Annotated in this window: 14 protein-coding genes; 5 read left to right on the top strand and 9 right to left on the bottom strand. The window is 73.9% G+C overall.

The window, feature by feature from the left end:
* Positions 1–41: 41 nt before the first annotated feature.
* Positions 42–446 carry a hypothetical protein gene (locus ACTSKS_RS02915; protein WP_036384966.1) on the top strand — a complete coding sequence of 135 codons (405 nt, stop codon included), beginning with the start codon at positions 42–44 and terminating at the stop codon, positions 444–446.
* A gap of 156 nt (positions 447–602) precedes the next feature.
* Here the strand turns inward: ACTSKS_RS02915 and trhA are convergent, their stop codons facing one another.
* Positions 603–1,322 (bottom strand): PAQR family membrane homeostasis protein TrhA, encoded by a 720-nt coding sequence (gene trhA / locus ACTSKS_RS02910; RefSeq protein WP_134416316.1) that lies wholly within the window; start codon positions 1,320–1,322, stop codon positions 603–605.
* Between the two features lie 105 nt (positions 1,323–1,427).
* Between trhA and ACTSKS_RS02905 the strand changes: the two genes are divergently transcribed.
* Positions 1,428–2,201 carry an isoprenyl transferase gene (locus ACTSKS_RS02905; protein WP_041105013.1) on the top strand — a complete coding sequence of 258 codons (774 nt, stop codon included), beginning with the start codon at positions 1,428–1,430 and terminating at the stop codon, positions 2,199–2,201.
* Here ACTSKS_RS02905 and ACTSKS_RS02900 read toward each other — a convergent pair.
* Positions 2,180–2,821 (bottom strand): rhomboid family intramembrane serine protease, encoded by a 642-nt coding sequence (locus ACTSKS_RS02900; protein WP_227717990.1) that lies wholly within the window; start codon positions 2,819–2,821, stop codon positions 2,180–2,182. The two genes, ACTSKS_RS02905 and ACTSKS_RS02900, sit on opposite strands and share 22 nt — an antisense overlap.
* A 227-nt stretch (positions 2,822–3,048) precedes the next feature.
* Between ACTSKS_RS02900 and ACTSKS_RS02895 the strand changes: the two genes are divergently transcribed.
* Positions 3,049–4,497, top strand: coding sequence for a PhoH family protein (locus ACTSKS_RS02895; protein WP_095347540.1), 1,449 nt, complete (start codon positions 3,049–3,051; stop codon positions 4,495–4,497).
* 331 nt (positions 4,498–4,828) lie between these two features.
* Positions 4,829–5,332 carry a prepilin peptidase gene (locus tag ACTSKS_RS02890; RefSeq protein WP_061866914.1) on the top strand — a complete coding sequence of 168 codons (504 nt, stop codon included), beginning with the start codon at positions 4,829–4,831 and terminating at the stop codon, positions 5,330–5,332.
* 90 nt (positions 5,333–5,422) lie between these two features.
* Here the strand turns inward: ACTSKS_RS02890 and ACTSKS_RS02885 are convergent, their stop codons facing one another.
* The 3 genes from ACTSKS_RS02885 to ACTSKS_RS02875 are packed head-to-tail and all read right to left on the bottom strand — an operon-like array spanning position 5,423 to position 8,158.
* Positions 5,423–6,844, bottom strand: a complete 1,422-nt coding sequence (locus ACTSKS_RS02885; RefSeq protein ID WP_439883734.1) for a class II fumarate hydratase — start codon at positions 6,842–6,844, stop codon at positions 5,423–5,425.
* A 55-nt stretch (positions 6,845–6,899) separates the two neighbouring features.
* Positions 6,900–7,571 carry a carbonic anhydrase gene (locus ACTSKS_RS02880; RefSeq protein ID WP_002854504.1) on the bottom strand — a complete coding sequence of 224 codons (672 nt, stop codon included), beginning with the start codon at positions 7,569–7,571 and terminating at the stop codon, positions 6,900–6,902.
* Positions 7,568–8,158: a DUF4245 domain-containing protein gene (locus ACTSKS_RS02875; RefSeq protein WP_442927284.1), complete on the bottom strand. Its 591-nt coding sequence runs from the start codon at positions 8,156–8,158 to the stop codon at positions 7,568–7,570. The genes ACTSKS_RS02880 and ACTSKS_RS02875 overlap by 4 nt, the downstream gene beginning before the upstream one ends.
* Positions 8,159–8,265: 107 nt before the next feature.
* Between ACTSKS_RS02875 and glpX the strand changes: the two genes are divergently transcribed.
* Positions 8,266–9,288 (top strand): class II fructose-bisphosphatase, encoded by a 1,023-nt coding sequence (gene glpX, locus ACTSKS_RS02870; RefSeq protein WP_010079310.1) that lies wholly within the window; start codon positions 8,266–8,268, stop codon positions 9,286–9,288.
* A gap of 23 nt (positions 9,289–9,311) precedes the next feature.
* Here the strand turns inward: glpX and manA are convergent, their stop codons facing one another.
* The 4 genes from manA to ACTSKS_RS02850 are packed head-to-tail and all read right to left on the bottom strand — an operon-like array spanning position 9,312 to position 13,970.
* The gene (gene manA, locus ACTSKS_RS02865) at positions 9,312–10,556 is read right to left on the bottom strand and encodes a mannose-6-phosphate isomerase, class I (protein ID WP_396830999.1); all 1,245 of its coding nucleotides are present in this window, start codon (positions 10,554–10,556) and stop codon (positions 9,312–9,314) included.
* A gap of 41 nt (positions 10,557–10,597) precedes the next feature.
* Entirely contained in the window at positions 10,598–12,211 is a 1,614-nt protein-coding gene (locus ACTSKS_RS02860) for an LCP family protein (RefSeq protein WP_442927283.1), read from the bottom strand.
* A complete protein-coding gene (gene purE / locus ACTSKS_RS02855) occupies positions 12,211–12,768 on the bottom strand; it encodes a 5-(carboxyamino)imidazole ribonucleotide mutase (RefSeq protein ID WP_002854497.1) in 558 nt (185 codons plus the stop codon). Before purE ends, ACTSKS_RS02860 begins: the two co-directional genes overlap by 1 nt.
* Positions 12,765–13,970 (bottom strand): 5-(carboxyamino)imidazole ribonucleotide synthase, encoded by a 1,206-nt coding sequence (locus tag ACTSKS_RS02850; protein ID WP_144820049.1) that lies wholly within the window; start codon positions 13,968–13,970, stop codon positions 12,765–12,767. The genes purE and ACTSKS_RS02850 overlap by 4 nt, the downstream gene beginning before the upstream one ends.
* Positions 13,971–13,993 lie beyond the last annotated feature (23 nt).

Here is a 13,993-nt window from a genome sequence, read left to right as displayed (position 1 = left end):
CGGCTCGGGCCGTGCAGCCGGGGCCGGTAGAGTGGGGCGGCGTGACACCCCTGTCTGGCCTTCCCCTCGTCCTCACCGCGCTCGCGGCCGCGAGCCCCGCGCCGGTGCCCGCCGTCCCGGAGCCGACGCTGCGCCCCGGGCTCGAGGAGGCGGAGGTCACCCCCGGCATCGAGGGGTTCCTGTTCACCGCGCTCATGGTGGTCATGGCGATCATCGTCCTCCGCGTCATGGTCCGCTCGGTGCGCCGCGTCCAGCAGCGGTCCCCGGAGGCCGAGGCCATGCTCGTGGAGCGCCATCAGCAGCACCTGCCGGACGAGGTCCGCGCGGGCGGCGAGCACCTGGACGCGGACTCCGAGGACCGGCTGCGCCGCCTGCAGGAGAAGTACCCCGGCTACCTCCAGGAGCCGGCCCCGGAGCCCCAGGCCCCGGACACCGGACGCGACTGACCGTCGTCGGGCCCGTGCACGCCCGAGATTCGGCGCCGGAGACTCCACGCCCGAACCCTTGAGGCCCGCAGACGCGCCGCTACGGCATGGACGTAGCGGCGCGTCTGCGGGCCTCGGCGCTGCCCGGCGGGGCGCAGACCCCCGTCCCTGCCGCGCTCAGGCGACGAGGAGCACCGCCCGGTAGATGGCGACGGCGTGGCACACGAAGCCGGCCACCGTGAAGGCGTGGAACAGCTCGTGGAAGCCGAACCACTCGCGGTGGATCGTGGGGGCCTGCAGCGCGTAGCAGACCGCGCCCGTGATGTACGCGATGCCGCCGGCCACGATCAGCCACCCCGCCGCCGCATCCGCGGCGAAGAAGTCGCCCAGGTACAGCAGCGCCGCCAGCCCGAGCACCACGTACACCGGCGTGTAGAGCCAGCGCGGCGCGTCCGTCCACAGCACCCGGAACGCGACGCCGGCCACGGCCCCCACCCACACCAGGGTGAGCAGCACACGCGCCCGGTCCGGAGGCAGCAGGGCCAGGGAGAGCGGCGTGTAGGTGCCGGCGATGACCAGCATGATGTTCGTGTGGTCCAGCCGCTTGAGGACACGGGAGACCACCTCGTTCCACTGCACCAGGTGGTACGTCGCCGAGACCGCGAACAGCAGCAGGCCCGTCACGGCGTAGACCGCGCTGGCCCACCGCAGCGTCGCGGTCGGCGCGAGCACGATGAGCACGATGCCGGCCGCGAGCGTCAGGGGCGCCATGGCCGCGTGGATCCAGCCGCGCAGTCGGGGCTTGTACAGCGGATGGTCGGGGTCGCGGATGCGCTCGATGCGCCAGCGCAGGCGACGGGCGGCGTCGGTCTCGCGGAGGGGTGTCACAGGGTCCATGCCTCCATTGTCGTCGGTCGACCCGGGGCCGGGGCACGGGATGGTCGCTGTGTGCCGCGCGCGTATCCTGGAGGCTCGCAGGACCGTCCGAGAGGGGAGCGCGCCGTGGGTCGACCCGAGGCCTTCTACCGCCTGTACGAGCGGCGGCTGACGCGCGGCCTGGACCCGGAGCGGCTGCCCCGGCACATCGGCGTGCTGGTGGACGGCAACCGTCGCTGGGCCCGCGCGTTCGGGGCGTCCACGCAGCAGGGTCACCAGGCCGGCGCTGAGCGCATCCTCGACTTCATCGGCTGGTGCGACGAGGCCGGCATCCCCGTGGTCACGCTCTACATGCTCTCCACCGAGAACCTGCGGCGTCCGGCGGAGGAGCTCGCCCCGCTCCTGGAGATCATCCAGACGACGGCGGAGCGCCTCGCCCAGCCGGCCGAGGGCCGCGCCCCCGTCTGCGTGCAGCCGGTCGGCGCGGTGGACCTGCTCCCCGAGCCCATGGCGCGACGGCTCGCCGAGGTCGCCGAGCAGACCAAGGGCCACGACGGCGTGCACGTGAACGTGGCCGTGGGCTACGGGGGCCGCCAGGAGATCCTCGACGCCGTGCGCGAGCTGCTGCGGGACGAGCACGCCCTGGGCCACAGCGCGGCGGAGGTGGCCGAGTCCGTCACCGTCGAGCAGATCGCGGACCGGCTCTACACGCGCGGCCAGCCGGACCCGGACCTGGTCATCCGCACGTCCGGGGAGCAGCGGCTCTCCGGGTTCCTGCTCTGGCAGTCCGCGTACTCGGAGTTCTACTTCTGCGAGGCCATGTGGCCCGCGTTCCGCAAGGTCGACTTCCTGCGTGCCCTGCGCGACTACGGCAGCCGTCAGCGCCGGTTCGGCACCTGACGGTCGGCGCGGCCCCACCACAGGCCCAGCAGCACCCCGACGACGGCCCCGGCCAGGTGGCCGGTCCACGAGATGCCGGGTGCCGGCAGCAGGCCGATCAGGCTCGAGCCCAGGTGCGTGAGGGCAACGAGCACGGAGACGACGACCGCCCCGATCCGCCGCACCGCGACCCCGTAGACGATCAGGAACGCGATCAGCGCGTACACGATCCCGGAGGCGCCGATGTGCACGCCCGGGGTGCCGATCACCCAGGTCAGCAGGCCCGAGCCCAGCCAGGCGCAGACGAGCAGGGCCACCGGCCGGCGCGAGACCAGGGCGGCCAGCGGACCGAGGACGAGCAGCGCCGTCGTGTTGCCGATCAAGTGGGCCCAGCCGGCATGCAGCACGGGGGAGAACAGGACCCCGTCGAGGCCGTCGAGGCGTCGGGGGATCAGGCCCACGCCGGGGATGATCACCCGGCCGAGGAAGATCAGCACGAACTGCGCGACCCACATGGCCGCGATCAGCACGGCGGTGGGCGCGACGGCGCCCAGCAGGCGGCCGCCGGCGCGCTCGGCCAGGGTCGGGGCGGGGGCCGGGCCGCCCGGCAGATCGGGCAGGCCGGGGGACGGGCGGTGCATGCTCAAGGGCCCTCCTGTGGACGGGGAGCGGGCGGCCGTCGGGACGTCGGCGGCGCGTCTCCAGTGTAGGGAGCGCGGGACGCCGGGGCCGTGGCGGAGCCCGGACGGACCGTCACCGTGACTTCATCCCGGGTTCACCGTGCCGGGACCCGGCGGACGACGCCGCTTCCTAGCGTGGACCGTGGGCGGACCCCCGTCCGCACGGTTCACCGGCACAGGAGGCAGACATGGTGGCAGAGCTCGTGGAGCACGCGCAGACCCGGCAGGAGCCGTCGAGCCGGCCGGGCCAGGCGCGTGCCGAGGCGGGGGCGGCGGAGGCGACCGGCCTGCGGACCTACGTGGTGGACACGTCCGTGCTGCTCTCGGACCCGCGCGCCCTGCTGCACTTCGCCGAGCACGAGGTGGTCCTGCCGCTCGTGGTGGTCTCGGAGCTCGAGGCCAAGCGCGCCGACCCCGACCTCGGCTACTACGCGCGCACGGCCCTGCGCCTGCTCGACGATCTGCGCGGCCGCCACGGCGCGCTGGACCAGCCCGTGCCGATCACCCCCGAGGGCGGCACGCTGCGGATCGAACTGAACCACGTGTCCGTGGACGTGCTGCCCCTGGGCATCCGCGGCACGGACAACGACTCCCGCATCCTCGCCGTCGCGAAGGCGCTCGCGGACGAGGGCGCCACGGTGACGGTCGTGTCCAAGGACCTGCCGATGCGCGTGAAGGCGGCGGCCATGGGCCTCGCCGCGGATGAGTACCGCCACGAGCTCGTGCGTGACTCGGGCTGGCACGGCACCGTCTCCCTGAGCGTGGCGCAGGAGCGGCTGGACGCCCTCTACGACGACGGCGAGGTCGACCTGGCCGGCGTCCCGCTGGGGACCCTGACCGGCACGGGCGTCGAGACCGGGCCGGAGGAGGCCCCGGCCGAGGCGGACCGCCTGCCGGTCAACACGGGGCTGGTGCTCACCGCGCCCCGGGGCTCCGCTCTGGCCCGGGTCGGCGAGGGCGGCCGAGCCTGCCTGGTGCGCGGGGACCGCGACGTGTTCGGCCTGCACGGCCGCTCCGCAGAGCAGCGGCTGGCCATCGAGCTGCTGACGGATCCGAGCGTGGGCATCGTCTCCCTCGGCGGCCGCGCGGGCACCGGCAAGTCCGCGCTGGCGCTGTGCGCGGGCCTCGACGCCGTGATGGAGCGCCGCGAGCACCGCAGGGTGGTCGTGTTCCGCCCGCTGTACGCCGTCGGCGGCCAGGACCTGGGCTACCTGCCCGGCTCCGAGGGCGACAAGATGGGCCCGTGGGCGCAGGCCGTGTTCGACACCCTGGGCGCGCTCGTCTCCCCGTCCGTGGTGGACGAGGTGGTGGACCGCGGGATGCTGGAGATCCTGCCGCTGACGCACATCCGCGGCCGCTCGCTGCACGATGCGTGGGTGATCGTGGACGAGGCGCAGTCGCTCGAGCGGAACGTGCTGCTCACGGTGCTGAGCCGGATGGGCCGCAACTCGAAGGTGGTGCTGACCCACGACGTCGCCCAGCGGGACAACCTGCGCGTGGGCCGGCACGACGGCATCGCGGCCGTGGTGGAGCGCCTCAAGGGCCACCCGCTGTTCGGACACGTGACGCTGACCCGTTCCGAGCGCTCGCCGATCGCCGCGCTGGTCACGGACCTGCTGGAGGAGGGCCGAGCCTGAGCCGGGCATGAAAAAGGGGCCGCTGCCGAAGCAACGGCCCCCGGCGGGGGTGCTCGGCCCCGCGGAGGGGGGATGGGGGACCGAGGAAGCCCGCCACCATGGCCCCTTTGAAACGGGATTGAGGCCATGGGGTCTGTGTGAGCCCCGCACATCCATGAGACGGCCGGAAGCTCGTGACTTCAGAGTAGACCCGCGCGAGGGGTCGTCGCAATGGGCGGATCCGGTTGCGCTGTCGGCAGAACACCGCGTGGCCGGACCGTGAACGCGAGGTGGCCGGATCGCCCTGTGGACGGCGGCCCGGCGGGCGCGCCGCCCGGCCTAGGCTGGGCGCATGAGCGGGGTGGGGTGGGCGTGGACGCACGGCGCGCCGGCGACGGCGGTGCTGTGGTCCCTGGGGCTGGTGTGGTTCGCGGTGTGCGCGGGCGTGCTCGTGCGCACGGACCTGCGCGAGCATCGGCTGCCGAACCGGTGGACGCTGCGGCTGGCGCTGGGCGGGCTGGCGGCGATGACCGGGGGAGCGCTGCTGGCGGGCCGGGGTGACCTGGCGCTCTGCAGCCTGCTGGGCGGTCTCGGCTACACCGTGGCGATGCTCGCGCTGCACGTGCTCAGCCGCGGTGGCCTCGGGATGGGGGACGTGAAGCTCGCCGGCGGCCTGGGCGTGTACACGGGGGTGCTCGGTCCGACGGCGGTGCTCGCCGCGGGGGTGGGCGCGATCCTGCTCGGCGGAGTGGTGGCCGGGGTGCTGGTGCTCGCGGGCCGGGCGACGGGGCGGACGGCGCTGCCGTTCGGGCCGGCGATGGTGGCGGCGGCCGCCGGAGTGCTGGTGCTGGCGTGAACGACGAGCGGCCGCCCTCCGCACGGGAGGACGGCCGCTCGTCGTCGTGGCCCGGGAGGCGGCGTCGCGCCGCTCACCGGATCCGCCGGATCACTCCGGGTGGGTCATGGACATGGTGTCCAGGGCCTTGTCCAGCTGCTCCTCGGTGACCTCGCCGCGCTCGACGTAGCCGAGGTCCACGACGGCCTCGCGCACGGTCATCTTGTTCGCGACGGAGTGCTTGGCGATCTTGGCGGCGGCCTCGTAGCCGATCACCTTGTTCAGCGGGGTCACGATGGACGGCGAGGCGCCGGCGAGGAAGGCGCAGCGCTCCTCGTTGGCCTCGATGCCGTCGATCATCTTGTCCGCCATGACGCGCGTCGTGTTGGCCAGCAGGCGGATGGACTCGAGCAGGTTGGCGGCCATCACGGGGATGCCCACGTTGAGCTCGAACGCGCCGTTGGTGGAGGACAGGGCGACGGTGGTGTCGTTGCCGATCACCTGGGCGCACACCATGATCGCGGCCTCGCAGATCACGGGGTTGACCTTGCCCGGCATGATCGAGGAGCCCGGCTGCAGGTCCGGGAGGGCGATCTCGCCGAGGCCGGTGTTCGGGCCGGAGCCCATCCAGCGCAGGTCGTTGTTGATCTTCATGATCGAGAACGCGATGTTCCGCAGCTGGCCGGAGGCCTCCACGAGGCCGTCACGGTTGGCCTGGGCCTCGAAGTGGTTGCGGGCCTCGGTCAGCGGCAGACCGGTCTCCTCGGCGAGCAGCTCGATCACGCGGGCGGAGAAGCCCTTCGGGGTGTTGATGCCGGTGCCCACGGCGGTGCCGCCGAGCGGGACCTCGGCCACGCGGGGCAGCGCGGACTGGATGCGCTCGATGCCGTAGCGGACCTGCGCGGCGTAGCCGCCGAACTCCTGGCCCAGGGTCACCGGGGTGGCGTCCATGAGGTGGGTGCGGCCGGACTTCACGATGCCGGCGAAGGCCTCCGCCTTCTTCTCGAGGGAGACGGCCAGGTGGTCCAGCGCCGGGACGAGGTCGTTCACGAGGGCGGCGGTGACGGCCACGTGCACGGAGGTCGGGAACACGTCGTTCGAGGACTGGGAGGCGTTGACGTGGTCGTTGGGGTGCACCTCGTCCTCGGAGCCGGCCTCCTTCAGTGCGCGGGTGGCGAGGGTGGCGAGCACCTCGTTGGTGTTCATGTTCGAGGAGGTGCCGGAGCCGGTCTGGAACACGTCGATCGGGAACTGGTCGTCGTGGTCGCCGGCGATGACCTGGTCCGCGGCGGCGACGATGGCGTCCGCGCGCTCCTGCGAGATGATGCCCAGCTCGGCGTTCGCCTTGGCCGCGGCCTTCTTGACCTGTGCGAGGGCGTGGATGTGGGCGGGCTCGAGGCCCTTGCCGGAGATCGGGAAGTTCTCCACGGCGCGCTGGGTCTGCGCACGGTAGAGCGCGTTCACCGGCACCTTCACCTCGCCCATGGTGTCGTGCTCGATGCGGAACTGCTGATCGGTGTTCTCTGCGGTCATGGTCACATCCTAGGACGGCGCGGGCGCCCGGTGCCGCACCGGACGCCCGGCGTCGTCAGACCGCCAGGTCGCCGTGCACGCGGCCCGGCCGCGCGGTGCCCTCGGAGAGCGAGTAGGTGAGCCCGACGACGGCGGTGCGCCCCGACTCGACGGCCGCGCGGACGGACTGCGAGGTCTCCAGGAGGTGGTCGCAGGTCTGGTCCACGTGCTCGGCCACGAACTCGTCGACCTCCTCCAGACCGCGGCGGCGCCCGGCCAGCACGGACGGGATGATGCGCTCCACGAGGGGGCGCACGAAGCCGCGCGGCATGGTCCCGGAGATGTAGGACTCGACCGTCGCGGTGACGGCGCCACACGAGTTGTGGCCCAGGACGATGACGAGCGGGATCTCCAGCACGTCCACGCCGTACTCGATGGAGCCCAGCACGGCGTCGTCGATCACGTGGCCGGCCGTGCGCACCACGAACACGTCGCCGAGGCCCAGGTCGAAGATGATCTCCGCCGCAAGCCGCGAGTCGGCGCAGCCGAAGATCACGGCGACCGGGGCCTGGCCGGCGGTCAGGTCGCTGCGCCGCTCCGCGTTCTGGTTCGGGTGGCTCGGCTCGCCCGCCACGAAGCGGCGGTTGCCCTCGGCGAGGACCTCCCACGCCTCCGCGGGGGTCAGGTCGGAGGTGGGGACGACGACGTCGGGGGCCGGCGTCGTCTCGGGGCGGGTATGGGGGGTCATCGTGTCTCCTTCGCGACGCCGTGCGCCAGGTCTTCGAGGACGGCCTGGTCGCCGGTGGTGGTCAGCACCACGGTGCTGCCGTCCACCTCCGCCACGAGCCGTCGCTCCGGCTTCTTCGGATCGGCGTGGAGATCCCACGCGATCCCGTCGATCTCGATCGTCTCCGACGTCGGGACGTGGTCCACCCGCAGGCTCACCCAGGTGGGGTCGACGTCCTCGGCCTGCTGCAGGCCCGCGAATACCGTGTCCGTCACCACCCAGCCGACGTCCCACGTGGAGACGCCGTCCAGCTTCTGCAGGCGGGCGTAGTTGGCGTACCAGGACTCCGGCACCTCGGGCGCCAGGGCCGGCAGGTCGCCGTCGTCGTGGGGGACCGTGGCGGCCTCGGCGGCGACGTCGACGCGGTCCTCACGGGGCCGCTGCGGCGGCTCCGGGTTGAGCAGGAGGACCACGGCCACGATCGCCAGCAGAGCCACCAGGGAGAGCACCATGGCCATCCACGGCTGCCGGGCCCGCTGCGCCTGCGTGGCGGTCAGGACGGGACGGGGGGCGGGGGCGTGGGGGTCGGCGGAGCTCACGGTCAGCATTGTGCCACCCACGGGAGGCCGCCCCCGTAGGATGAGGACCGGGGCAGAGCCGCCCTCACGCCCCGTCTCGTGCGGACGGAGCGCCGCGAGCAAGGATCGGAGCAGCGATGACCAGCGCGTCCTCGGAGAAGACCGGCTACGAGAATCACGTCCCGGACCGCAACCTGGCCATGGAGTTGGTGCGGGTGACCGAGGCGGCGGCCATCGCCGCGAGCCCCTGGGTGGGCTACGGGGACAAGAACAAGGCGGACGGCGCCGCGGTGGACGCGATGCGCGCGTTCATGGACACCGTGGCCATGGACGGCACCGTGGTGATCGGCGAGGGCGAGAAGGACGAGGCCCCCATGCTGTTCAACGGCGAGCAGGTCGGCGACGGCTCCGGCGCCGCCGTGGACGTGGCCGTGGACCCGATCGACGGCACCCGCCTGACCGCCATGGGCTACAACAACGCGCTCTCCGTCTTCGCGGTGGCCGAGCGCGGCACCATGTTCGACCCGTCGGCCGTGTTCTACATGGACAAGCTCGTGGTGGGCCCCGAGGCCGCCGACTTCGTGGACATGCGCCTGCCGGTGAAGCAGAACGTGAACCTCGTGGCCAAGGCCCTGGACAAGCCCGTCTCCCAGGTGACCGTGTGCGTGCTGGACCGCCCCCGCCACGAGGGCCTGGTCAAGGAGATCCGCCAGGCCGGCGCCCGGGTGAAGTTCATCCTGGACGGCGACGTCGCCGGCGCCATCGCCGCCGCCCGCCCGGGCACCGGCGTGGACATGATGATGGGCATCGGCGGCACCCCCGAGGGCATCGTCACCGCGTGCGCGATCAAGGCCACCGGCGGCATCATCCAGGGTCGCCTGGCCCCCACCGACGACGCCGAGAAGCAGAAGGCCCTCGACGCCGGCCTCGACCTCGACGCGGTGCTGACCACGAACGAGCTGGTCACCTCCGACCACTGCTACTTCGCGGCCACCGGCATCACCGACGGCGACCTGCTGCGCGGTGTGCGCTTCGCCGACGGCCGCGTGCACACGCAGTCCATCGTGATGCGCTCGTCGTCCGGCACGGTCCGCACCGTGGACGCCGAGCACGACGTGAAGAAGTGGTCCAAGTGGCTGGGGGACCGCGACGCCCGCTGAGCCCGCGGGCCGGTCTGCCGGGCTCAGCCCCGCGGCAGGCCGGCCACGTGCACCGTCGCCGGGGCGCCGGCCGCGGCGCGGACGGCCAGCGGGCCGGACGCCGTCTCCGCGGCGGGCAGGAACACGGCCTCGCCCGGGCCCAGCTCGATCTCCTGGCCTGCCAGGGCCAGGCTCGCCGTGCCGCGGGTGACCACCGCGATCCCGGGCCCGTGCACGTCGAGCCCGTGGACGGCGTCGTCCTCGAGCGTGGCCTGGAGCAGCTCGAACTCCTCGAACGGCGGGCGGAAGGCCACCACGGAGTCGGCCACGCGCTCGGGCTCGGTGGAGGGCACCGGCAGCGCCTCGAAGGTGACCACGCGGCGCAGCTCGGGCACGTCCATGTGCTTCGGGGTGAGCCCGCCGCGCAGCACGTTGTCCGAGGCCGCCATGACCTCCACGCCCAGCCCGTGCAGGTACGCGTGCACGTTGCCGGCCGGCAGGTGGATGGCCTGGCCCGGGGCCAGGTCCACGCGGTTGAGCAGGATGGCCACCACCACGCCGGGGTCGTCCGGGTGGTGCTGGGCGACCTCGAGGGCCGTGGCCAGCGAGGGGTCGCGCTCGGCCAGGTCCGGCGCGGCCCGCAGCACGTCCACGACCTGCGCGACGGCGCCGGGAGCGCCCCACACGGAGTCGGGGTCGAGGATCGAGGTGAACGCGTCCTCGAGGTCCCCGGCGGCGAGGGCCTGGCTGACCCGGGCGGCGGCAACGGCGACGGCGGACGTGTCCCCGTCCGCCCGCTCCGTGAGGGCGCGGGCCAGGGCCTCGAAGCTGTCCGAGGAGACCTCGGGGGAGCGGAAGCCGCACATCGCCGAGAAGGGGGTCAGCGCGAGCAGCATCTCCGGCTTGTGGTTCGCGTCCCTGTAGTTGCGCTCCGGGGCGTCGACCGGCACGCCGGCGGCCTCCTCCGCGGCGTGGCCCGCGCGGGCCTGCTCCAGGGTGGGGTGCGCCTGGATGGACAGCGGGGCGCTCGCGGCGAGCAGCTTCATGAGGAAGGGCAGTCGGCCCTCCGGTGCTGCGGGTCCGAGGCAGTGCTCGGGGTCCGCGGCCACCACCTCGTCCAGGCCGACGTGGGCGCCGTCCGCCACGACGGCGACGCACGGGGCGCCCGGATGGTCGCCCAGCCACAGCTCGGCCTCGGGGCGGCCGGTGGGCTCGCGTCCCTGCAGGTCGGCGAGGAGCGTGGGGGAGCCCCAGGCGTAGTCACGGATCACGGGCTTCAGGACGTGCATGCGCCCAGCCTAGGTCAGCCCGTCGGCCCGCGCGTCGCGCCTCACGGGGCGGGGACGCACAGCCCGTTCGTCGAGGACGCGTGGTTCAGCACGTCCTCCTGGCCCAGGTCCTCGGCCGTCATCAGGTCCTCGGCGGTGAAGGGCTCGCCGTCGGAGCGGGTCGGCGGGGCCGGCCACGTGGCCGGGTCGTCCTCGTCGACGTCGGGGGTCTGCGTCTCCTGCGCGACGACGGCCAGCACGGTGAGCAGCGGCGTCGCCGAGACCCCGGTCGGCTCCGATCCGGCGGTTGCGGACTCATCGGCCAGCATCTCGTCCACGCGGCGGTGGACGAGGTCGTAGTCGGGGTAGGTGGTGAAGTGGGTGCCCGTGTCGCCGAAGTCGGGCGGGCCGATGGTCAGCCGCCGCATCTTCTGGCCGCGCGAGCGCTCGGCGAGGTCCGCGAACGTGCCGAGCTGGGACTGCGGCAGGTCGGTGGTCACGATCTGCTCGCCCGCCGCGAGGATCCCCTCGAAGCGGGTGAGCACGGTGGCGGGGCTGAACTGCTCCAGCATCGCCGCCTGCATGCACTGCTGCCGGCGGATGCGGGCGTAGTCGGTGGACCAGTGCCGGGAGCGGGCGAAGGCGAGCGCGTCGTCGCCGTTGAAGTGGTGGGTGCCCGGCTCCCACCAGATGTTGCCCCAGGCGCCGTCGGGCCGGACGCCGCGGTGCACCACGTAGCCGCCGCTGACGACGTCCACCCCGCCCATGGCGTCGATCAGCTGGGCGAAGCCGCCCATGTCCATGAGGGCGTAGCCGGAGACGTCCAGGCCGAGGATGCCGCCGGCGGCGTCCTTCATGGCCTCGGCGCCGGGGTGTTCGGCGTCCGGGTAGAGGTCTGCGTGATGCTCCTCCACGTCCGTGTAGAGGGCGTTGAGGATGCACTCGTCGCCGCAGTCGAAGCCGTTGGGGTACACGTCCCACAGCGGGGAGCCCTCGACGAACGGCGCGTCCTGGAGATTGCGGGGCAGGGAGAACATCACGATGGCGCCGGTGCGGGCGTCCACGGAGACCACGTGCATGGAGTCCGGGCGCAGCCCCTGGCGGCCCTCGCCGGCGTCCGCGCCCAGGACCAGGATGTTGTAGCGGCCCTCGGCCTCCGGGACGGCCGGCCCCTCCTGGAAGACCTCGCCGAGCGCCCCGCGGCTCGTGTTCGCCGCCCAGCCGCCGTAGAGCAGGGCGCCGCTGGTGAGCACGAGCGCGAGCGCGGTGACCGCCGCCGTGATCTTCCGCGCGCCGGGGGCGAGCAGGTGCGGCCGGATCAGCCGGAACGTGTCCACCCACAGCACCGCCCAGCCCACCGCCAGCGCCGCCAGGACCACCGCCAGCCCGAGCAGCACGCCGTCCCGGGCCATGAGCGAGATCAGGCTCGCGCGGGAGACCAGCCACCACAGCAGCCCGAGGATCAGCACGGCCCACACGGTGACGGTGACCCGCAGCGCCACGCGGCCGAGCCGGCGGCTGCCGGCGACGAGCTGGGCGCCGCCGGGGACCAGCAGGGTCAGGGCGGTGAGGATCAGCGCCCGGCGGGTGCGCTCGGTGGGGGAGGCGACGCGTGGATCTCGGAGCGGGTCGGGCTGCGCGTGACCGGCGGGCACGGATCCGGTGGCGGGTGACATCAGCGGTCGGCGGCCATCCGCTCGCGCAGGCGGGCCCCCTTGGCCCGGGCCTGGGCGTTGAGCTCGTCGGCGTGCTCGGCGAGGGCGGCGCGCAGGCGGTCGCCCTCCGCGGTGTCGGCCGAGGCGAGGATGCGGGCGGCCAGCAGGCCGGCGTTGCGGGCGCCGTCGATGGAGACGGTGGCCACCGGCACGCCGGCGGGCATCTGGACGATCGAGAGCAGGGAGTCCATCCCGTCCAGGCTCTTGAGCTTCACGGGTACGCCGATCACGGGCAGGGGGGTGACGGCGGCGAGCATCCCGGGCAGGTGGGCCGCGCCGCCCGCGCCGGCCACGATCACGCGGATGCCGCGCTCGTGCGCGCGGGCGCCGAACTCCACCATCTCGTGGGGCATGCGGTGCGCGGAGACCACGCCGACCTCGACGGGCACGTCGAGCTCGCGCAGGGCCTCGGCGGCCGCGCTCATCACGGGCCAGTCGGAGTCGGAGCCCATCACGACGGAGACGACCGGGGCGTCGTCCTGGAGGGGCTGGGCGGGGGTCTGGGGCGTGGCGGTCATGGGCGGGCCTCCGTCTCGGTGCCGGTGGTGGGGGCGTCGTCGCGCAGGAGTGCGGCGGCGGACTCGGCGGTCCGCACGGCCTCCTCGAGGCTGAGGCCGTGGTCCGCGACGACGTTGACGTGACCGACCTTGCGGCCCGGGCGCACGTCCTTGCCGTAGAGGTGGACCTTGGCCTGCGGGTGGGCGGCGAGGGCCGCGACGCTGCCGGCGTGCAGGTCCTCGCGGGCGCCGCCGAGGACGTTCTTCATCACGACGCCGGCCCCGCGGGGGGCCGTCTCGCCCAGCGGCAGGTCGAGCACGGCGCGGACGTGCTGCTCGAACTGGCCGGTGACGGCGCCGTCCATGGACCAGTGGCCGGAGTTGTGGGGGCGCATGGCCAGCTCGTTCACCTGGAAGCCCGGGCCGACCCCCGGCGTCTCGAACAGCTCGACCGCGAGCATGCCGGTGACGTCCAGCTCCTCGGCGAGGCGGACGGCCGCGGCGGTCGCGGCCGCGGCGACGGCCGGGTCGAGGTCCTGGGCCGGGGCGACCACGAGGTCGCACACGCCGGCCACCTGGACCGAGTCGACGACGGGGTAGACGGCCACCTCACCGGAGGGGGTGCGCGCCACCTGCGCGGAGAGCTCACGGGAGAAGGGGACGAGGGCCTCGGCCAGCAGCGGGGCGATGCCGGCGCCGAGCCACGCGGCCAGGGTGCCGTCCGCGGCGGAGGTGCGGGCGTCGTCGGCGTCGTCGAGCTTGAGCACGCCCTTGCCGTCGTAGCCGCCGCGGGCGGTCTTGAGGATCATGGGCCAGCCGTGCTCGTCGCCGAAGGCGAGGACGGCCTCGAGGTCGTCGACCGGCGCCCACGCCGGGTTCGGCAGGCCCAGCCGCTCGACGGCGGCGCGCATGACCAGCTTGTCCTGGGCGTGCTGCAGCGCCTCGGGGCCGGGGCGCACGGCGACGCCGGCCTCCTGCAGGGCCCGCAGGTGCTCGGTGGGCACGTGCTCGTGGTCGAAGGTGACCACGTCCACCGTGGCCGCGAACGCGCGCAGGTCCGCCAGGTCCGCGTGGTCGCCGACCACGTGGGGGGCGACCTGGGCCGCTGACGCGTCCGGGGCCTCCGCGAGCACGCGGAAGGGCACGCCGAGCTCCGCGGCCGCGCCCGCCATCATGCGGGCCAGCTGCCCGCCACCGATCACACCGAGTCGAGGGGAAGTCACCCGCACAGGGTAGTCGGACCGGC

The sequence above is a fragment of the Micrococcus sp. TCR-5 genome (assembly GCF_052220525.1).
GTDB lineage: Bacteria > Actinomycetota > Actinomycetes > Actinomycetales > Micrococcaceae > Micrococcus > Micrococcus luteus.
Note: the sequence above shows the minus strand (reverse complement) of the source record. Positions and strands in the feature narration are given on the sequence as shown.